Annotated in this window: 22 protein-coding genes and 1 pseudogene; 9 read left to right on the forward strand and 14 right to left on the reverse strand. The window is 59.4% G+C overall.

Translation table 11 applies throughout. From position 1 onward, the window contains the following. Window positions 1-285: 285 nt before the first annotated feature. From IB245_RS27095 to IB245_RS27110, 4 genes are all read right to left on the reverse strand, one after another. Window positions 286-510 (reverse strand): hypothetical protein, encoded by a 225-nt coding sequence (locus IB245_RS27095; protein WP_192229222.1) that lies wholly within the window; start codon window positions 508-510, stop codon window positions 286-288. 110 nt (window positions 511-620) lie between these two features. Further along, on the reverse strand, window positions 621-1355 hold the full coding sequence (locus IB245_RS27100) for a substrate-binding periplasmic protein (protein WP_008043213.1): 735 nt from the start codon (window positions 1353-1355) through the stop codon (window positions 621-623). Between the two features lie 144 nt (window positions 1356-1499). After that, entirely contained in the window at window positions 1500-1892 is a 393-nt protein-coding gene (locus tag IB245_RS27105) for a hypothetical protein (protein WP_008043215.1), read from the reverse strand. A 199-nt stretch (window positions 1893-2091) separates the two neighbouring features. Further along, entirely contained in the window at window positions 2092-2832 is a 741-nt protein-coding gene (locus tag IB245_RS27110) for a response regulator (RefSeq protein ID WP_192229223.1), read from the reverse strand. A 227-nt stretch (window positions 2833-3059) separates the two neighbouring features. Here IB245_RS27110 and IB245_RS27115 point away from each other — a divergent pair, with 227 nt between their 5' ends. Further along, window positions 3060-3323 carry a DUF2790 domain-containing protein gene (locus tag IB245_RS27115; RefSeq protein ID WP_008043219.1) on the forward strand — a complete coding sequence of 88 codons (264 nt, stop codon included), beginning with the start codon at window positions 3060-3062 and terminating at the stop codon, window positions 3321-3323. Between the two features lie 116 nt (window positions 3324-3439). After that, window positions 3440-4504, forward strand: coding sequence for an alpha/beta fold hydrolase (locus tag IB245_RS27120; RefSeq protein ID WP_008043220.1), 1065 nt, complete (start codon window positions 3440-3442; stop codon window positions 4502-4504). Window positions 4505-4689: 185 nt separating this feature from the next. Here IB245_RS27120 and ppnN read toward each other — a convergent pair whose 3' ends face one another. Further along, window positions 4690-6063 carry a nucleotide 5'-monophosphate nucleosidase PpnN gene (ppnN, locus tag IB245_RS27125; protein ID WP_008034560.1) on the reverse strand — a complete coding sequence of 458 codons (1374 nt, stop codon included), beginning with the start codon at window positions 6061-6063 and terminating at the stop codon, window positions 4690-4692. A gap of 213 nt (window positions 6064-6276) precedes the next feature. On the opposite strand from ppnN, the gene IB245_RS27130 reads away from it, so the two are divergent. Both IB245_RS27130 and IB245_RS27135 read left to right on the forward strand, forming a co-directional pair. Further along, complete coding sequence (locus tag IB245_RS27130) at window positions 6277-6804, forward strand: DUF3087 domain-containing protein (RefSeq protein ID WP_192229224.1); 528 nt, start codon at window positions 6277-6279, stop codon at window positions 6802-6804. Window positions 6805-6882: 78 nt separating this feature from the next. Further along, a complete protein-coding gene (locus tag IB245_RS27135) occupies window positions 6883-8460 on the forward strand; it encodes a sensor domain-containing diguanylate cyclase (RefSeq protein ID WP_192229225.1) in 1578 nt (525 codons plus the stop codon). A 2-nt stretch (window positions 8461-8462) separates the two neighbouring features. Here IB245_RS27135 and IB245_RS27140 read toward each other — a convergent pair whose 3' ends face one another. The 3 genes from IB245_RS27140 to dapA form a co-directional block, all read right to left on the reverse strand. After that, the gene (locus tag IB245_RS27140) at window positions 8463-9380 is read right to left on the reverse strand and encodes a LysR family transcriptional regulator (RefSeq protein WP_008043223.1); all 918 of its coding nucleotides are present in this window, start codon (window positions 9378-9380) and stop codon (window positions 8463-8465) included. A gap of 175 nt (window positions 9381-9555) precedes the next feature. Beyond that, window positions 9556-9957 (reverse strand): DUF2784 domain-containing protein, encoded by a 402-nt coding sequence (locus IB245_RS27145; RefSeq protein ID WP_008030239.1) that lies wholly within the window; start codon window positions 9955-9957, stop codon window positions 9556-9558. 64 nt (window positions 9958-10021) lie between these two features. Then, the gene (gene dapA / locus IB245_RS27150) at window positions 10022-10894 is read right to left on the reverse strand and encodes a 4-hydroxy-tetrahydrodipicolinate synthase (RefSeq protein ID WP_192229226.1); all 873 of its coding nucleotides are present in this window, start codon (window positions 10892-10894) and stop codon (window positions 10022-10024) included. Between the two features lie 378 nt (window positions 10895-11272). On the opposite strand from dapA, the gene IB245_RS27155 reads away from it, so the two are divergent. The 3 genes from IB245_RS27155 (at window position 11273) to IB245_RS27165 (ending at window position 12497) form a co-directional block, all read left to right on the forward strand. Next, the gene (locus tag IB245_RS27155) at window positions 11273-11971 is read left to right on the forward strand and encodes an AzlC family ABC transporter permease (protein WP_032828797.1); all 699 of its coding nucleotides are present in this window, start codon (window positions 11273-11275) and stop codon (window positions 11969-11971) included. Next, window positions 11971-12282, forward strand: a complete 312-nt coding sequence (locus IB245_RS27160) for an AzlD domain-containing protein (RefSeq protein WP_167362959.1) — start codon at window positions 11971-11973, stop codon at window positions 12280-12282. Before IB245_RS27155 ends, IB245_RS27160 begins: the two co-directional genes overlap by 1 nt. Before the next feature lie 65 nt (window positions 12283-12347). After that, window positions 12348-12497: a hypothetical protein gene (locus IB245_RS27165; RefSeq protein WP_008043229.1), complete on the forward strand. Its 150-nt coding sequence runs from the start codon at window positions 12348-12350 to the stop codon at window positions 12495-12497. Window positions 12498-12567: 70 nt separating this feature from the next. Here the strand turns inward: IB245_RS27165 and IB245_RS27170 are convergent, their stop codons facing one another. The 6 genes from IB245_RS27170 to IB245_RS27195 all read right to left on the reverse strand — a co-directional run bounded on the left by IB245_RS27170 (window position 12568) and on the right by IB245_RS27195 (window position 17292). After that, window positions 12568-12795, reverse strand: coding sequence for a DUF6555 family protein (locus IB245_RS27170; RefSeq protein ID WP_192229227.1), 228 nt, complete (start codon window positions 12793-12795; stop codon window positions 12568-12570). Window positions 12796-12986: 191 nt separating this feature from the next. After that, window positions 12987-13259, reverse strand: coding sequence for a hypothetical protein (locus IB245_RS27175; protein ID WP_192229228.1), 273 nt, complete (start codon window positions 13257-13259; stop codon window positions 12987-12989). Between the two features lie 273 nt (window positions 13260-13532). Then, window positions 13533-14213, reverse strand: a complete 681-nt coding sequence (locus IB245_RS27180) for an SOS response-associated peptidase (RefSeq protein ID WP_192229229.1) — start codon at window positions 14211-14213, stop codon at window positions 13533-13535. 468 nt (window positions 14214-14681) lie between these two features. Next, window positions 14682-15395 carry an ABC transporter ATP-binding protein gene (locus IB245_RS27185; RefSeq protein WP_192229230.1) on the reverse strand — a complete coding sequence of 238 codons (714 nt, stop codon included), beginning with the start codon at window positions 15393-15395 and terminating at the stop codon, window positions 14682-14684. A 3-nt stretch (window positions 15396-15398) separates the two neighbouring features. Next, window positions 15399-16241: an ABC transporter permease gene (locus IB245_RS27190; RefSeq protein ID WP_008043238.1), complete on the reverse strand. Its 843-nt coding sequence runs from the start codon at window positions 16239-16241 to the stop codon at window positions 15399-15401. A gap of 64 nt (window positions 16242-16305) precedes the next feature. Then, window positions 16306-17292, reverse strand: coding sequence for an aliphatic sulfonate ABC transporter substrate-binding protein (locus IB245_RS27195; RefSeq protein WP_192229231.1), 987 nt, complete (start codon window positions 17290-17292; stop codon window positions 16306-16308). Between the two features lie 297 nt (window positions 17293-17589). On the opposite strand from IB245_RS27195, the pseudogene IB245_RS27200 reads away from it, so the two are divergent. Together IB245_RS27200 and IB245_RS27205 are read left to right on the forward strand one after the other, a co-directional pair. Continuing rightward, a pseudogene (locus IB245_RS27200) lies at window positions 17590-18536 on the forward strand (ABC transporter substrate-binding protein). Window positions 18537-18636: 100 nt separating this feature from the next. Then, complete coding sequence (locus tag IB245_RS27205) at window positions 18637-19536, forward strand: polysaccharide deacetylase family protein (RefSeq protein WP_192229232.1); 900 nt, start codon at window positions 18637-18639, stop codon at window positions 19534-19536. The last annotated feature ends 7 nt before the right edge of the window (window positions 19537-19543 follow it).

Genomic DNA, 19543 nt, shown 5'->3' on the forward strand with positions numbered 1-19543 from the left:
GGGCAACCCGGCATGGATGCCGGGTTAGCCGCCCCCGGCCAGGGATGGCCGATGGCGGCGGGCCCACGGAGCAGGACCGGAGCGAGGGCATGCCGAGCCACAGCGAGGCACCGAACGAAAGGGGCAAGAGCCCTTGGTTACTTGGGGCTCTTCCAAGTGACTCGCCGTAAGGGCGAAACCAATATCAGCCATCACAAAAAAAACGGATATGCCCCCAAACAAAGAAACCCCGAAAAGACCAAATCCTCCCGGGGTTTCCTATTCAAAGCCGCACAAACCAGCCAATCAATAACGCTGATACTTGGACCCAAACTCAGGACGGTTTTCAGCGACATACAACGTACTCGCCTGAGTGTCTTTACGATCAACACCAACCGTATTCACATTCAACGTAGCCGGCTGACTGACCTTCGCCGCCGCCACCACTGGCAAAGAAGCGTGAGGCGCCGCGATGGCCGATGTAGCACCAAGAACCGAAAGGACGAAACCAAGACCAATAATGCTTTTCATGATGTTGCTCCAGAACTGTGGGAAGAAGATGGGCCCACAGTAGTCCTGGAGCATCACGATGAAAAAACACCCTCACGCATAGTCTTTATCGAGAACGTTGATCCACGCCGTCAGCGTGGTGTACGGTCTGCCAGCCAGCGCTGCTTGAGCTGTTCCAGGCGCCCGTCCTGGCGCATCGTGTTCAGCGCCTGTTGCCAGCGCGCAATCTGACGCGGGTCGGTCAACGGCGAAAAAGCGATATACGTGGCTTCCTTCATCAGCGGTATCTGGTAGTGCAACTGCTCGGGTGGCACTCCTTCTTCACGGGCCATGGTAGCGACGGAAAGGGTGTCGGCCACCACGAACTCCGCGCGACCCAGGCGGGCCAGACGCATCATTTGTTCGGGGGTTTCCACGCCGTACAGATTGTTCACATCCTGCTTCTGCAAGTAGCTGTAGACCAGCCATTTTCGCGGAACGGCAATGCGGCCCTGATGACCGGCCTCCAGCAGACTGCGCACCGGTTGCCGGGTACTTTCAGTGGAATACAGAGCGGTTTCCACCTCCATCAGCGGACCGACCCACTGATACTGGCCATCACGCTCGGCAGTGCGCAACACGGTGAACACCCCCGTGGCGGGCTCGGTGCTGGCCACGTGCAAGGCGCGCAGTAGCGGGACTTGCTGAAAGTGCACCTGGTCGCCAGCCATGTCGGCCAGTGCCTGCACCACATCCACGCCAAACCCCACCAGTTGATTACCCTGCTGGAAGTGCAGGGGCGGGTGGTTGTCAGTCAGCATGTTCAGGTCTGCCGCGACCGCAGTGAACGTCAAAAGAGACAGCAGGCAAACGGCGATGCGCTTCATGAATCGTCCTTGATCGAATGTGGCACAAAGCTTAGTACGAGCGTGCAGTCACTGTCCCGCGCAATTGAGCGGGCTTTTGCGTCAGACCTGAGGATTTATGGGTATCACTCCCACAGGGGATCTTTGTTGCGACGTAGATCGCGATCAATACCGCTGATATTTCGAACCGAACTCTGCGCGGTTTTCCGCCACGATCACGCCGCCGCGTACGGCGTTGTCCGGGCTGATCAGGGCGACACGTTCACGCAGTTCTTGCAGGCGATCGGCACCTCCTTCGGCGACACGTTCGCGGAGCTCTTGCAGGCGATCGGCACCGCCTTCAGCAACACGTTCGCGCAGCTCTTGCAAACGATCGGCGCCACCTTCAGCCACGCGGTTCTGTTGCAGCCGGTCCGAGCCACCTTCCACCAGCAGTTGCTGGATCTGGCCGTGGGACACCGCGCTTACGGTGCTGGCCGAGGCCAGATTCGACAGGCCGAGACCACCGACCAGTGCCAGACCGAGTGCCAGGGAAGAAACTTTCGAGAAATTGATCATGGTGATTCTCCGTGCGTTTAGTTTGAGTGGGTCGGTAGCTGCTGCTATCCGGTGATCACAGTTAAACGCCCGGGTGTATCGGTGATGTGTGCTCGAACCCGGCGAAATCGCTGTCTGCGTATCTGCAGCGGGTTCTTATACAGACGGATACAAAACCCTTCTGATGTGAAGGGCGATCGTGTTCAGCGCCAGGCACGCTTCATGATTCTGCGCCGAGCATTTCCACCGGGTAGGAGAATACATAGCCTTCGCTGCGCACGGTCTTGATGTAAGTCGACTCGCGCGAGTCATCCATCAAGCGTTGGCGCAAACGGCTCACCAGCAAATCGATTGAGCGATCGAACAGGTCGGCATCGCGTCCCTGGGTCAGGTTGAGCAACTGGTCGCGGCTGAGTACCCGTTGCGGGTGATCGAGGAATACGCGCAACAAGCGGTACTCGGCACCACTGAGAGCGACCATCGTGTTGTCTTCGTCGAGTAGATGGCGGGCAGTCGTGTCGAGGCGCCAGCGGCCGAAACCCAATAGTCGGCCACTTTCGGTGATCAGCAGGTTGGGCGGCAGCATTCGCGTACGGCGCAATACGGCGTTGATCCGCGCCAGCAACTCGCGGGCGGCGAAGGGTTTGGTCAGGTAGTCGTCGGCGCCCATTTCCAGGCCAAGGATGCGATCGGTTTCGTCGTTGCGTGCGGTGAGCATCAGGATCGGCGTCGCTTTATGTTTACCCGAGCGCAACTCGCGGCACAGCACCAGGCCGTCATCGCCGGGCATCATGATGTCCAGCACGATCAGGTCCACCTGATTGGTTTCCAGAAAACTGCGCATCTGCCGGCCGTCGGCAACCACCGTGGTGCGCAGGCCGTTCTTCTTCAGGTAATTGCCGACCAGCTCGCGAATCTCCCGGTCGTCGTCGACGATCAGAATGTGGTTTACATGTTCCATTGCTCAACCCTCTTGTTATTCGCACGTTGCGCATTCTAGGCAGCCACGGTGCACCTGCCCACAGGCTTTGTATCACAGTGTATCCGCTGCCCTGTTTGACACCTTACGCCTTAATTCCGCGGGTTCTAAGACACATGGCAGATACCTCGGGTCGATTAAATGGGCTCCATCGAGACAACACGGTTTGCCTCGCAACCATTGCCCATTGCAACCCTGAGGAATTCATCATGAACTGGAAAAAACTGATTGCCGCCAGCTTCTTCGCCGTCCTGAACGTTGCCGCATTTTCGGCTCATGCCGATGTTCAAGCGCCGGCGCAGACCACTGCGTACGGCACGCACCTGGATATCAAGAAGGTTGTTTCCATTGTCGACAACGGCGGCGGCACCTGCGGCATTGTCGATGCCCGCCTGACCTACCTCGATTCCAATGGCGCACAGAAAGTCGCCGGGTACAGCAAATTCGCAGACTGCGCGAATCAGGGCGGCTGATCTTTCCACTACGCTCATCGCAGTCGATGTCGAGCAACGCACCGTTTGCTTAGCGCCCCGCGATGGCTGATTCATGTCGTCCAAACACCCGATCAATGACTTGCAGGGATATCACCATGAAGATCAATGTGTTGAGCAGTACTTCCGCCTCGCGTCGTCGCCGTTTCCTTGGCCCCTCGGTCCTCGCGTTCGCGCTGATGCAACTCGGTGCTCTCGGGGCTGCCAGTGCGCAAGCCGCGACTGCCGAGCCCGTGGTGGCGAGTGCGGCGACCCTCAAGGCGGACACGTTCGGCCCGCTCAAGCATGTCAATGCCGGGTTGCTGAGTGTGGCGTACGCCGAAGTCGGCCCCGCCGATGGGCCGGTGGTGATTCTTCTGCACGGCTGGCCGTACGACATTCACAGCTACAGCGAAGTGGCGCCGTTGTTGGCGGCCAAGGGTTACCGGGTGTTGATCCCATACGCACGGGGCTACGGTGACACGCATTTCCTGTCCGACAAGACTGTTCGCAACGGCCAGCCTGCGGCGTTGGCCAGTGATGTCATCGACTTCATGGATGCACTGAAGATCAAGAAAGCGGTGCTGGGTGGCTACGACTGGGGCGCACGCTCGGCGGACATCGTTGCCGCACTTTGGCCGGAGCGGGTCGAGGCGCTGGTCGCCGTCAGCGGTTATCTGATCGGCAATCAGGCTGCGGGCAAGAACCCGTTGCCGCCTAAGGCCGAGTTGCAATGGTGGTACCAGTTCTATTTCGCAACCGAGCGCGGCCAAGCTGGCTACGAAAAGAATCGTCACGACTTCGCCAAGTTGATCTGGGAGCTGGCATCGCCAAAATGGCGCTTCGACGACGCAACGTTCGACCGCAGCGCGGCGGCCCTGGACAACCCGGATCACGTCGCTATCACGATTTTCAACTATCGCTGGCGGTTGGGCATGGTGCAGGGCGAACCCCAGTATGAAGCGCTGGAGCAGCAACTGGCCAAGGCCCCGGTGATTACGGTGCCGACCATCACCATGGAAGGCGATGCCAACGGCGCGCCGCATCCGGCCGCCGAGGATTACGCCAAGCGTTTTACCGGCAAATACGAATACCGCCTCATCAGCGGCGGCATCGGCCACAACTTGCCGCAGGAAGATCCGCAAGCCTTTGCCAAGGCTGTGATCGACGCGGACAACCTGTAAAACGGAACCGGCTTGATGCGCAGCGCAAGGCTTTAGGGCCCCATCGCCAGCAAGCCGGCTCCTACAAAGTCGCGGTATGGGTCAACCCCGACTCTGTAGGAGCGAGGCTTGCCCGCGAAGAGGCCCTCGACCATTGCTTTGATGCAAGGCCTCATCGCCAGCAAGCTGGCTCCTACAGGGTTTGGTTATGCCACCACGCGATAACACGGCACATACGCCGCGCCGCCCGGCAGTTTCATCCGGTGCTGGGCCACGAAAGCCTTGAGCAACTGATCCAGCGGCTGCATCACCGCCGCATCGCCACGGATCTGGTACGGCCCGTGTTCTTCGATCAGGCGGATCCCCTTGTCCTTGACGTTGCCGGCGACGATGCCGGAGAACGCGCGACGCAGGTTGGCGGCCAGTTCATGGGCCGGCAGGCTGCGGCTCAGTTTCAGGTTGGCCATGTTTTCGTGGGTCGGGTCGAATGGGCGCTGGAAGCCCTCGTCGATCTTCAGCAGCCAGTTGAAATGGAACGCGTCGTTGCGCTCGCGGCGGAACTGTTTCACCGCTTTGAGGCCAGCAGTCATCTGCCGCGCGACTTCAGCCGGGTCGTCGATGATGATCTCGTAATGCTGCTTCGCTGCGTCACCCAGGGTGGCGCCGACGAACGCGTCCAGTTGTTCCAGATACGGCGCCGCGTGTTTCGGCCCGGTGAGGATGACCGGGAAGGGCAGGCCCTTGTTGTCCGGGTGCATCAGGATGCCGAGCAGGTACAGGAACTCTTCAGCCGTGCCCGCGCCGCCAGGGAAAATGATGATGCCATGGCCGACACGCACGAACGCTTCCAGGCGTTTCTCGATGTCCGGCAGAATCACCAGCTCATTGACGATCGGGTTCGGCGCTTCGGCGGCGATGATGCCGGGCTCGGTCAAGCCGAGGTAACGGCCACCGTGAATGCGTTGTTTGGCATGGGCGATGGTCGCGCCTTTCATCGGGCCTTTCATCACGCCGGGGCCGCAACCGGTGCAGATGTCGAGGCTGCGCAGGCCCAGTTCGTGGCCGACTTTCTTGGTGTATTTGTATTCTTCGGTGTTGATCGAGTGGCCACCCCAGCACACTACGATTTTCGGCTCGACGCCGGGGCGCAGGGTGCGGGCGTTGCGCAGCAGGTGGAACACGTAGTCGCTGATGCCCTGGGAATTGCTCAGGTCGATGCGCTGGCTGTCGAGTTCGTTTTCGGTGTAGACGATGTCGCGCAGGGCGCTGAACAGCATTTCCCGGGTGCTGGCGATCATTTCGCCATCGACGAATGCGTCGGCCGGGGCGTTCAGCAGTTCAAGGCGTACACCGCGGTCTTGTTGGTGAATGCGGATTTCGAAGTCCTTGTAGGCTTCGAGGATGGTCTTGGCGTTATCGACATGGGCGCCGGTATTCAGAATGGCCAGGGCGCACTGGCGGAAGAGGGTATAGGTGCTGCCGGATCCGGCTTCGCTCAGTTGCTGTACTTCACGTTGAGAGAGGGTTTCCAGGCTACCTTTGGGGCTGACCGAAGCGTTGATTACTTGTCGTTGGGACATTCAATGATCCTTAAAACGATGTCACCCGCCGAGGACGCATGACATCCGAATAGTATGTATCCACGAAAGAAGATGGCACGAACTGCGCAGTATCGCCATGTTCCCCTTTGACGATGAAAAGATGAAAAGGAGCCCCAGCATAGCTAAATCCCTCGCAGAGGCGATAATGCCCCGCAGTCTTTTTGCTCACGCCGCCTGAGGAACCCCGTCGCGATGTTTGAAATCCAGCCGCAGAACCCAGAAATCTATCGAAGCCAGACGCGCCGCAGCACGATCATCATCGCCCTGGTTTTCCTCGCCCTGGCGATGGTTTTGTCCACCGCGGCGGTGGCGATGTTCGGCGAACCGGGGGGCGACAATCTACGCTTCAACGTGGGTGGCGTGTTTGTCGCGGTGTTGTTGATGGCGGCGCTGATGCGCGGCAAATTCTGGACCCAGGAGTGGATGGCGCCGGCGGTCTACGGCTGGCAGCTCAAACGCAGCCTGATGAGCATCACCAACGTCATGCACCAGGTGACGGCGGCGGTGGACGCGGGTGATCCGAGTGCCATGAAGCTGCTGCGTTTTTATCACCTGGGGCTGAGCCAGATGCACCAACTGGACGGTAACTCCAGTGATCACAGCCAATTGATACGTGAAATGGACCTGCACAAGGCACGAATGGAAGCGCTGGGCATCGAGACCGAACAGACACAATTGAACCCGGCGTGGCTTGAGGCCGTGAAACAGACGCCACGCTAACCGGTACAGGACCAAGGCACATTGATAATAAAAAGGCGAACGGGATCAGTCGCCATTCATCAGGATTCAGGGAGCGTCATGGGTAACCCGTCTGTCAAAGACCGAATTGAACAATTGCGCCACAGCGTGCCTTTGGTCACCGAACAGGCCGGGGCCAGGATCAAGGTACGCTCCGCGGTGGTACTGCTTGTTGCAGTGTGCCTGTCCATGATTGTCATCGTGATCTGGGAAGCGTGGAGTTCGCGCCAGTATCATCTGCATGACAAGGAAGTGGCGATGTCCAACCTTGCGCAGACCCTGGCCTCGCAAGCGCAGGCGACGATCAAGCAGGCCGATACGCTGCTGTTTACGCTGGTGGAACGCCTCGAAAACGACGGCTTCGACCCGGCCGGGCTGCCACATCTGGAGCGTCTGCTCAGCGCCCAGCGCAGTGAGTTGAGTCAGTTGCATGGCCTGTTCGTCTATGACGAAACGGGGCGCTGGATTGCCAATTCCAATGGCGCCGCCCTGACCGATGCCAACAATGCCGACCGTGAATATTTCATCTTCCATCGCGATCATCCCGACCGTGGGCCTCATATCGGCCCATCGATCAAAAGCCGCTCCAGCGGCGAATGGATCATGACGGTGTCGCGCCGGATCAATCATGCCGATGGGAGTTTTGCCGGTGTGGCGCTGGCGACGATTTATCTCAATCATTTCCTGACCCTGTACGACAGCATCGACATGGGCCGCAACGGCGTAATCAACCTGATCGCCGACGACGCCACCATCATCGTTCGCCGGCCGTTCAACGAAGCGGATATCGGCACCAGCCTCGCCAACAGCCCGCTGTTCAAGCAGTTGTTGCCCTCGGGGAGTTCAGGGACGGCAACATTCAAATCCATGGTAGATGGCGTTGTGCGGGTGGTGGGATTTCGCCGGGTCGAGGGGTATCCGCTGGTTGTTTTCACCGCTCTCGACAAGGAGGAAGTCCTGGACGGCTGGCGTGAGGAGTCTTTGCTCAGTGCTGGCATCGTTACGCTTTTGCTGGGTTTTGTCGGTGTACTGGGTTTTCGCCTGATCAATCTGATGAAGCAGCAGAACCGCATTCAGAACCAACTGCTGGACGCTCAGGACAAACTGCTCGAGGTCAATCGCGGCCTGGAATTGCTGGCTCTGGAAGACGCGCTGACGGGGCTGTCCAACCGGCGTCAGTTCGACCTGTTCATCCACTCGGAAATGGGTCGCGCCCGGCGAAGCCTGAGCGGCCTCGCGCTGCTGATGATCGATGTCGATCACTTCAAACTGTTCAACGACCACTACGGTCATGTGGCCGGCGACGAATGTTTGCGCAACATCAGCGCGATCATCACCGACAACATCAAGCGGCCCGGGGATCTGGCGGCGCGCTACGGCGGTGAAGAGTTTGCGGCGGTGCTGCCAGGGACTGACTATGTGGGGGCGTTTCTGGTGGCGGAAAAAATCCGTCGTGCGGTGTTGCAGGCCGGTATTCCCCACCGTGAAGGCGCAGAAGGCATGGTGACGGTCAGTATCGGCGTCGCCGCTTACGATCCGGCATCACAGGCCCAGCCGAACGACCTGGTGGGCGCTGCGGACAAGGCGCTTTACGTGGCCAAGGCCAGCGGCAGGAACATGAGCGTCATTGCCAACTGAACTCAAACAAACCCACCGCTGCCCTGAACCAGTTGGGTCGCCAGGTACGATTGCTTGAGTTTTTCCAGCCACCAACCCAGGGCGCGACCGTCATGGTCGCCACGCCAGCCGGCATACAGAATGTTCGGCTCGCGCGGGTCGGCCATCTGTTTTTCGACCAGCGTGCCGTTTTTCAGTAACGAGCCGACCCGATGTTTGGGCAGCCACCCCACGCCCAGGCCGTCGCACTGGGCGAGGATTTTGGCGCGCATGGTCGGCACGGCGAGCACGGGTTGTCCGCCGGAGACGCCATAAGTGCTGCCTTCGGTGACTCTGGAGGAGTCGGCCACGACAATCGCCCGGTGTTGCGTCACCGTTGCCCGAGAGATCGGTTCCTTGGCCTTGGCCAGCGGGTGCTTCGGTGAGACCGCAAACACCCATTCCATTTCCCCCAACTGCATCCAGCGCAAGGAAGGGATGGCCGGCGGTTCGTTGGTGGCGCCGATGATCAGGTCCGCACGGCCTTCGCGAAGGGCTTCCCAGACACCTTTGAGCACTTCCTGGGTGATGCGCAACGGCACGCCGGACTCCAGCGCATCGAACTCGTGAATCACCGGGATCAGGGTTTCGAACTCCAGCAGTTCGTCGGTGACGATCCACAGCCGACTCTCCCAGCCATTGGCCACTTGCTGCACCCGTTGGGTCAGGCGCGAGACGTCCTGCATCAGCCGCGCCGCCTCGTTCACCAGCAATTCCCCGGCCGGGGTGAGCTGCAAGCGGTAGCGGCGGCGATCGAAGAGCAAGGCGTCGAAACGCTCTTCCAGTTGCCGCGCCGCATACGACACGGTCGATGGCGCCTTGCCCAGGTGCACCGCCGCGCGCGACAGGCTACCGGTTTCCCGAATGGCCTCCAGCAACGCCAGGTCTTCAATCGACAACATGTTCTGAATCCTCGAACGAACGGCCTGGAAATGAATGTCTGGAACACGAGAACAAAATCGCGGCCACCTGAAATGTATAGGCCAACCTCAACCCCTGTAGGAGCGAGGCTTGCCCGCGAAGAGGCCCTCGAACGCTGCATTGAATTTGAGGCCGCCATCGCCAGCAAGCCGGCTCCTACAGGGATCGTGTGGTATTTGAAAGGGTGGACGTCCGGCGTGACTTGCGCTGCCTGAACACTCGAACGTAGACCAACACGTTGATCACCAGCACCACGCCGCCGAGTCCCAACTGAATACTCGGGGTCAACCCGGCCGGGTAAATCACCGGCCACACATAATGTTCGATGAAACCACCGCCATAGCCGGTCTGCCCGGCCGCGCTGCGCATGAGGTTTTCCCACTGTGTCAGCGGGCAGGTCAGGTGGAACACTTCGACCGCAATCCCCCACGTTGCGGCCGGCAGGTGCCACCAGGCCAGGTGGCGCCATTTGAGCACCAGCAGCCCGCCGAACAGCACGAACAGAATGAACAACAGGTGAAACAGCACCAGCCCATCGGCGGCGATCCGGTAAAGCATGGCGACTCCCTGACGCGTGATGCGAATCACTCCATGGTACTCGGGCGGGGCGTCGGCGCTCTATCTATTGTTTGCTGCCCAGCCCGGCGAGCACGGCCTTCAGACGCAGCACCATGGCCTCACTGCTGCGTTGCATCGGCGCGCGCAGTTCGTCGTCGATCAAGCCTTCAAGGGCCAGTGCGGTTTTCACCGGGGCAGGATTGGGTTCAATGAACAGGCTTTGAATCAGCGGCAACAACCGGAAAAACGTCGCCCGTCCTTCCGCCAACCGCTGGTCGCGGATCTGTTGATACAGCGTCACGAACAACTCCGGATGCACATGCGCCGAGGCGGCAATCGCCCCTTTGGCACCGAGGCACAGGGCGCTGAATATCTGGTTGTCTTCGCCGCACAACACGTTGACCTTGCCGCTGGTCAGCAGCGCCAGGGTGTTGCCCTGATTGCCGCCGCAATCCTTGATCGCGACGATTCGCTCGTGGGCCACAATGTTGAGCAACGTTGCCTGTTCGAAGGCGATGCCGGTGCGATACGGGATGTCGTACAGAATGATCGGCACAGTGGACGCATCGGCAACCGTTTTGAAAAACGCTTCAAGGCCCGCCTGGGACGGGCGAATGTAGTACGGCGGCGGCACCAGCAACCCGGCCAGTGGCCGCTTGAGGATTTCGCTCTGCAATTGCAGCAGTTCGGTCAGGTTGTTGCCGGCCAACCCCATGACCACCTGATCCGCAGGCACCCATTCAAGCACGGCATCCAGCACCGCCAGTTGTTCATGTTTGCTCAGTGCCGCCGCTTCAGCGGTAGTGCCGCAGACCACCAGGCCATCGACGCCTTTGTCCAGCAAATGGCTGACGAGTCGGCGCAACCCGACGAAATCGATCGCACCGTGTTGAAACGGCGTAACGAGCGGAACCCAGATACCTTGAAACGATGACATGCACTTACTCCTGAAAGTTGACCGATTTCGTCACCGTCAGAAGCGTAGAAGGAAGTAAGCAGGGGGAGGGTGCCCGTCGCGCTCAATGTCCTGTCAGCTCATCTGACGGGACAGCGCGCCCCGGTCACATGAGCGACTGTTTCTTCGATTTGAGGGCGTGCGCAACGCAACCTTGCGCCTTGGCAATCAAGCCAATGGCGTCAATGTTGAGGTTGAAGGTTGCGGACATGTTTGCTTACACCCTGAATGAGGCGCTCAGTTTTAAGAGTCGGCGGGAATTTTGTCAATCACCAAAATCGGCACAAGTGCGCAAGATTGTTCAAGCCATCGGGCGCGACTGCTGGCACAGTCAGGCGTCTTTCCTGTTTGTAGAGCGTTATGACTCACTCACTCATGCCGCGCAGCGCCTTTCTTCGCGGCGCCGCGGCGATCATGCCGTTGTCCCTGGCGACCGCGCCGTGGGGATTGCTGGCCGGCTCCATGGCCATCGAAGCCAACCTCACGCCGCTGCAAGGCCAGGGGTTGTCGAGCATCGTGTTTGCCGGGGCGGCGCAATTGGTGGCCATCGGCATGCTCAAGGGCGGTGCCGGAATCTTTTCAATTCTGCTGACCACGTTATTGCTGACGTCGCAGCATTTGCTCTACGGCATGAGCATGCGCTCGGTGATTTCCCCGCTGCCGGGTCGCTGGCGTGCCGGGCTGGGCTTTTTGCTCACCGACGAGCTGTTCGCCCTGACCAGCCAGCATGACAAACAGCAATTCAACCGCTGGTATGCCCTGGGCGTCGGCCTGACGTTTTACATCGCCTGGAACCTCTTCACGCTGGCCGGCATCGTGCTGGGCAGCAGCATTCCAGGTTTGGAACATCTGGGCCTGGACTTCTCCATCGCCGCGACCTTCATTGCCCTGATCACCCCGGTGGTGCGCAACGTACCTACCGTGGTCTGCGTGGCGGTTTCGCTGTTTTGCTCGGTGTTGTTCAGTTACTGGCAATGGGGCTCGGCGCTGGTGTTGTCGGGATTAGCGGGCATGACGGCGGGCTTCATCTGCAACAAATTCTACGGTGGACGCACATGATGGTCTGGGCGGTGATTGTCGGTATGGGGATTCTGGTGTTCCTCAACCGTTATGTATTTCTCGAGCCGCGGTTGCCGCTGCGCCTGAGCAGCAACGCCCGGCAATTCCTCGGCTTTGCGGTGCCGGGCATGTTGACCGCGATCTGCGGCCCGATTGTGTTCATGCCGGATAAACAGCTGAACCTGCAATGGGACAACCCGTACCTGATCAGTTCACTGGTGGCGGTGGGGCTGGTGCTGTACACCCGCAACACCTTGCTCAGTATGTTGTTGAGCATGGGCTTTTTCTTTTTGCTGCGCTGGTGGCTCTGAGCCGGGAGCGCAAAACTGTTCTACGCTTAAAGTTGATGACTGATCCCTTAGGGAGAGAGGTGAGCATGGCAACTGAACAAAAGCGTCCGGATCCGGAAGATGAAGACATGGATGAACCGACGGAAGAAGAGATCGAGCGGCAGAAACGTTCGACGCCTGACTGGAAGCATCCTGACGACGGGAAGGAACTGTCAGAACCTGATAGAAAGTTTTAGCAGGCGCTCTGACCGATCTGCGCATACAACAAAGCCCCGCCAATGCGCGGGGCTTTTTTTTGCCAGTCAATCAGATCGACACATTCCAGCGAATCTGGGTAATGCCCAATTGCTGTGCTTTGATCCGTGCCGCTTCGAGGGTGGCGTGTTCGGCGATCTTGCGGCCGGATTCAGGGTAAGCATGCGCAGACGCCGAATGAATCGCTTCGACATCGGAAAAATGCACAGCCATCTTGAAAAAGTGCTGTCGCACACCGTCGAATAAGTAATGCACGGCATAGGGGACGAGTTCACTCATCTATCTCTCGTGAAGCCAGCCAGGTCAGTGGCTTAGTCGTCGAATGAAAATTCAGAGAGATCTGCGGTGAAAGTGTGATGCAGAAATAGGACTGCTGAAAAAGGAGGAGGCTCAGTGAGCCTCTACCGTTCAGAGTACGGCGACGACGGGTTCGTTCAGTTCTTTTGCCAAACGTAGGCCTGCGTGTCGTTTCAAGCGTCGTCGAGTTGCAATTCGTCGGGATGTGAGGCCCGATAGCCTAGGGTCTTGTCGATCCATGCGTTCACTTCGTTGACCATGACCGGCGGCTTGCCGGGATAGTGTATGAGCGTTGAACGCAAGGTGCCGTCAATCCCCGGAACCGATCGCAGGTTACGGGTCTTTATGTATTGCTCGATGAAACAGTCCAGCCGATAGTGCTCTGTCGTCGAAAGATAAACGCACTCCAGACCAACGACTTGATTGATTGCAAAATCGTCGCGCATTTAATTCTCTGCAAGGCTTGTTGTAGTTGGGATTTCCTTAGTTGTTGACTCGTTGGTCAACTGGGCGATGCCAATGGAAATGCGGCGCGCATGCTATCCGTAGTTATTCTAAATGTATGTATGACGATCAAATTGTCGGACAAGCGGTTGATACAGCAAAGCACCCTCTATCAGTAAGTGTTACTTGGGTGAAACAGTCTGTGTAACGTTTAAGTTATTGGTCTGCATAAATAACAGTTATTGGCTGCCGTCAGGCTGTTGGTATTGATAAGTTCATGCACTCTCGTCAATCAGCGACGCGTCTTGATTCCTCACGTTGCCTACAGCCTTGCCAACCTTGTACCACTCGAAAACTTCGCTGCCTTCGCCTTGAAACAAGGCCATCTGTTCGGCGCGTTCCGGGGGCGTGGCGGGATCGAGCCATTCCCGCGCCAGTTCCGGCGACAACACCACTGGCCGCCGGTCGTGAATGTCGAGCATGCCTCCAGCGCTGTCTGCGGTAATGATCACGAAACCGTTGTCGTCTCTCGGTTCCTCGCCATCGGTGGGAAACCGGCCAATCGCGGCGCAAAAAATCGGTTCGCGGTCCTGCCGCCGGATGAGCCATGGCTGTCTCGTTGAGTCCGGCGTATCGACCCATTCGAACCAGTTGTCGATCGGCACAATCGCGCGGTGCGGCCAGATTGCGCGAAAGAACGGACCGTGGGCGACTTTCTCCACCCGTGCATTGATCGGCGCCGCACGATCCTTTGCCCAGTGCGGCCGCCATCCCCAGCGCACCTTGTCGGCCTGGAGCCCATTGCTTTCTCGATGAAACAACGCGAGTTGATTCGTCGGCGCGGCGTTGTATCTGGCCAGCGGTTCATCGCCGACATGGTTGATTAGCGCGTCGGGAATACTCAGCACCGCCACGAAGTCATGAATGCCCCGGTATTGCGAGAGTCTTCCGCACATCGAAAGAAACCTCCGACTGGAACCTTCAGCTTAGACGCTTCACCTGTAGGAGCCGGCTTGCCGGCGATGGCGATTTCACAGACGCCATCGCCAGCAAGCCGGCTCCTACGGATTGGGGGATGTCCGGGATTGGGGATTCACGCGAACCCTGTAGGAGCCCGGCTTGCCGGCGATGGCGATCTTACGGACGCCTTCGCCGGCAAGCCGGACTCCTACGGATTGAGGGATGTTCGGGATTGGGAATTCACGCAAAACCTGTAGGAGCCGGCTTGCTGGCGATGGCGATTTCACGGGCGCCTTCGCCGGCAAGCCTGGCTCCTACGGATTGGGAGATGTCCGGGATCGGGGATTCACGCAAACCCTGTAGGAGCCGGCTTGCTGGCGATGGCGATCTTGCGGACGCCATCGCCGGCAAGCCTGGCTCCTACGGATCGTCAGGATGTTCGGGATCGGGGAACGCTGGGCGATTCAAATGACGTGCGCCCGTTGCAGTTCGGTCAACGACAGGGCCTTCAATTGCGCCAGCAGCGGATCGCGCCGATCACGCGGATGGGGTAGTTGCACCGTCAGTTCCTGGCGAATGCTGCTGGGGCGATTGTCCATGACCAGGACGCGATCGCTGAGGTACAGCGCTTCATCGACATCGTGGGTCACCAGCAGCAGGGCGATGGCGTGACGCTCGGCCAGTTGCAGCAACAGGTCTTGCAGTTTCATCCGGGTGAAGGCGTCCACCGCGCTGAACGGCTCGTCGAGCAACAACACATCGGGCCGTGAGTAGAGGCCGCGAGCAATGGCGACCCGCTGCGCCATGCCGCCGGAAAGCGCCTTGGGTAACGCTTGAGCGAACCCGCCGAGGCCGACTTCATCGATCAGTTGTGCGACCCAGGCCTTGTCATATCGGTTGTCGGCGCTGAAGCCGATGTTCTGCTCAACCGTCAGCCAGGGCATCAATCGAGGTTCCTGAAACACGAACGCGACCTCACCGGCGCTGCGATTCAGTTCACCCTGAAAGTCCTTTTCCAGACCGGCAACGATCCGCAACAACGTGCTTTTTCCGCACCCGCTGGGGCCCAGCAGGCTGACGGTTTGCCGGGGCTGCAATTGCAGGTGGATATCCCTGAGCACAGTGGTGGTGGCGAAAGTTTTGCGCTGGACGCGAATGTCCAGCAGATAATCGGTCATGGCTCAATCCTCTGTGCTTTGGCCGTTGAACGTGTCGCGCCACGCCAGGAAGCGTTTCTCCAGGCCGGCGAGAATGCCATCGCTGAGTTTGCCCAGCAGCGCCAGCACAATGATTGCCGCGAGCACGATGTCCGGGCGGGAGGTCTCGCGACCGTCACTGAGCAGATAACCCAACCCTTTGGTCGCGGCGATCAGTTCGGCGGCCACCAGAAACATCCACGCCAGGCTCATGCCGCTGCGCAACCCGGTAAACAGGCCGGGTAGGGCGGCGGGTAGCAGAATCCGCCGGACCAGCCGTGTGCGACCGAAGCCATACATCTGCCCGACTTCCACCAGTTTGCGGTCGATGTCGCGAATCGCCGCGACGCCGTTGAGGTACACCGGGAAGAACGCGCCGATGGCAATCAGGACGATTTTCGAGGTTTCGTCGATGCCCAGCCACAGCAACAACAGGGGCACCCAGGCCAGGCTCGGAATCGAACGCAGGCCGGCGAAGGTCGGCTCAAGCCAGGCTTCGGCTTCGCGGCTCAAACCGACCCAGGCGGCAAACACCAGTGCCAGACCGGCGCCGATGGCGAAACCGAGCAACACGCGCAACAGGCTGGTGCTGATGTGTTTCCACAGCGCGCCTTCGGCGAGGTCTCTCAAGGTCAGGGCGATTTCGCTGGGCGCCGGCATTTGGTAGGACGGCAACCAGCCGATGCGTACGACAAATTCCAGCACCAGGAGGATCAGCACCGGCAACGCCAGACCCTTGAGACGCAAACGCCAGGCATTGTTCAAGGAAAGAGCGGCACGACGTGGCGTCGGCAGTTCGAGGGGCAGGTCTTTGCTTTTGCTGGTCATGAGATTCTCCGGTCATGACGAATCCGCGACTGGCGCGGATTCGTTGTGCCCCGTTGGCGGTGATTTACTGACGGGCCACGGTTTCCTTGAAGCCGGTGTCGATCAACTGATCGATGACCTGATCGACATTCACCCCACGACGCACCAGTTCTTCGGACACCAGAATCGGCGCGGCGGCCTTGGAGGCGATCACATCCCTGGCGGTCAGTTGCGGGCTGCTCAGGTCAGTGCGGGACAGTTGCAGCCTGGCCACTTCCAGCGGCAGACCGGATTCGGTAGCGAGCAGTTTCGCCAGTTCGTCAGGGTTTTTTACCGCCCAGTCGCGGGCCTTTTCGTACGCATTCAGTACGGTTTCGATGGTCTGCGGGTGCTCTTTCGCATAAGTGTCAGTAACGCTGACTACGCCATAACTGTTGAAGTTGGTGTTGCGATACAACAGGCGCGAACCGGCCTGGACCTGGCTGGCGGCCATGTGTGGGTCGAGGCCGGCCCAGGCGTCGACGTCGCCTTTTTCCAGGGCCGTGCGGCCATCCGGGTGCTGCAAGTGCACCAGTTCCACATCGTCTTTGCTCAGGCCGGCCTGTTGCAGGCTGCGCAGGGTGAACAGGTACGGGTCGGTGCCTTTGGTGGCGGCGATTTTCTTGCCTTTCAGGTCGGCGACGGTCTGGTAGGGCGAATCCTTGCGCACCACCAATGCGGTCCATTCGGCGCGGCTGTAGACGTAAACCGATTTGATCGGGCTGCCATTGGCGCGGCTAAGCACGGCGGCGAGGCTGGCGGAGGAGGCGAAATCAACGCCGCCGCTGTTGAGGTACTCCAGCGAGCGATTGCTGCCCTGACTCAGCACCCAACTGACTTTGGTCTGCGGCAGGGCTTTTTCCAGAAATCCAAAGTGTTTAAGCACCAGGCTCACTGGCGAGTAGTAGGCGTAATCCAGATGCACTTCGGCCGGCGGTGCTTCAGCAGCCTGCGCGACGGGTTGCAGGCTCAAGGCCAGGGCGCAGGCGCTGAGCAGATACCTGACTTTGGGAAAACGGAAGGTGGACTTCATGGGATCGGCTCCGGACAAGGCGTTGAGTTTCTTATGTCGAAAAATTCATTTTTTATAAATGCTTCCTGCGTAAAAGGAATATTGCAGGCTCTGTGCCATGTCTTGGATATCAGGCCTTTTCAAGGCGTTGAGGCGAGGAATGAAGCAGAAGGGTGTTGCAGGGAAAACAGTCTGTCGGCTCGCTGTTGCCGGGTGAACAGTGTTGACTGACAGTCATGAGCTTATGCGTAAATCGAATTTAAAAAGCATCCAGTAAGAGCGTTATGGTCTATGCCATTCACTCTCAAGGAGCCCCCGATGAACCTGTCCAGATTCGTCCGCAGTTTACTGACCAGTGCATTGTTTGCAGCGCCAATGGCCTACGCCGCTGAGCCCGTTGTCCTGCATGTCGGTGATCAGAATTACTACAACGTGCGCGCTTCGGTGGAGGCTTCGGGGGTGCTGGATGGGGCGCCTTACACCGTTGACTGGAAGCATTTTCAGGCCGCTGCACCGCTGGCCGAAGCGTTGAACACCGGGCGCTGGACGTGGGTTTTCTGGGCGATTCAGGCTTCCTGTTCCTCGCTGCAAAGCAGGCGCCGGTCAAGCTGATCGGCGTCTCGCGGCAGAACCCGGACACCATCGCCTTGCTGGTGCCCAAGGATTCGCCGGTCAAGACCATCGCCGATCTCAAGGGCAAGAAAGTTGCCTACTGGCCCGGCGCCTGGAGCCAGCAATTGACCCTGCGTGCCTTGCAACAAGCTGACCTGCCGGAGGACTACGTCGACTTTATCAAGCTGATGCCGATCGATGCCGCCGCCGCGCTGCCTCAGGGCAGCATTGATGCCTTCCCGGTCTGGGAACCCTACATTTCCCAACAGATTCTGTTCTCCGGCGCGCGACCGATTCTTACCGCCAAGAACCTCATGCCAGGCCTCAGCGCCATCGCCGCTTCGACACCCTCAATCGACAGCAAGCGCGAAGCCATCGCCGACTTCCTGGTTCGCCTGAAAAAGGCACGGGCCTGGGTCGACAATCACACCGACGAATATGCCGATCTGTGGGCGAAGAAGGCCAATCTTGACCAGAACGTCTCGCGTCACTGGTTACGCCAGGCTCACATGACCGTCGGCCCGGTGGATGCACAGGCTGCTAAGGACCTGCAAAGCACGGCGGATTTTCTGTTCAAGGTCAAAGCACTGCCGACAGCGCTGGCGACCGCGCCGATTATCGACAACTCGTTCGAGCAGGCGTTTACCCAGTAATCGACAATGCCGGGCAGCACCGGAACCAAACACTGTGTACCCTGATCCAAACCGCGCCCGCACACCTGTGCGGGCTTAACGGTCCGGCTCAAGGCACAACATGAAACAGCTGTTCAAGATTCTCAGCGCACTCGCCATTGCCGTCGGGCTGGCGGGTTGCATCGCTGCTCCCATCGAAATGACGCCACAAACCGAACAGCGTCTGCACGCGCAAGCACCGATCCGGTTTCTGCTGACGTTCGACGACGGTCCCAGCGCGTCGAGTTTCTGGAACCCGACGATGACAATCCTCGACAGCCTCGCCACCAACCCGGTGCAGCCGAACCTCAAAGCGGTGTTCTTCGTGCAGACCGGCGCGCCACGGGCGGGCGACAGCGACATCGGCCGCGAGGTCATGCGCCGCGAGCATGCCGATGGGCAGATTCTCGGTTTCCACACGGCCACCCACTGGCACACCAATCACCGTTCTCTGAGCCCGGAAGAACTGGAACAGTCATTGACCAAAGGCAGTGCCGACATCGCCGCCATCACCGGCACGCCGCCGACTCTGGTACGGCCGCCTTTCTGGAACTACGACAAACGGGTTTTCGCCGCTTATCAAAAGCACGGCATGCACGTGTTGCTGACCGACCTGAGCGCCAACGACGGCAAGATCTGGGGTTTCAACGCCAGCCCCCGGCGCCGGGCCAACATGCTGCGGCAGATGTCGGAGGTGCGCGAGCGCATCGCATTGGGTGAGTTGCCGACGGTGGATGGGGTGATCCCGGTGGTGGTGACCTTCCACGACCTCAATCGCTACACCGCCCGACATGCCCGCGAATACCTGCAAATCCTTCTCGACAGTGCGCAGGCGACCGGCGTGAAAACGGCGCAGAAGCCGTTTTACGATGATCAGGCCGAACTGCAACGGGCGGCCATGGCGCGCACCGTTCGTGACAGTGCGCAGCCGGTGAAATTGCCGGGGGTCTGGAACTGGATCTGGGGAGCGGATGCGCAGTGATCAAAAC

Source organism: Pseudomonas sp. PDM02 (genome assembly GCF_014852285.1).
Lineage (GTDB): Bacteria > Pseudomonadota > Gammaproteobacteria > Pseudomonadales > Pseudomonadaceae > Aquipseudomonas > Aquipseudomonas migulae.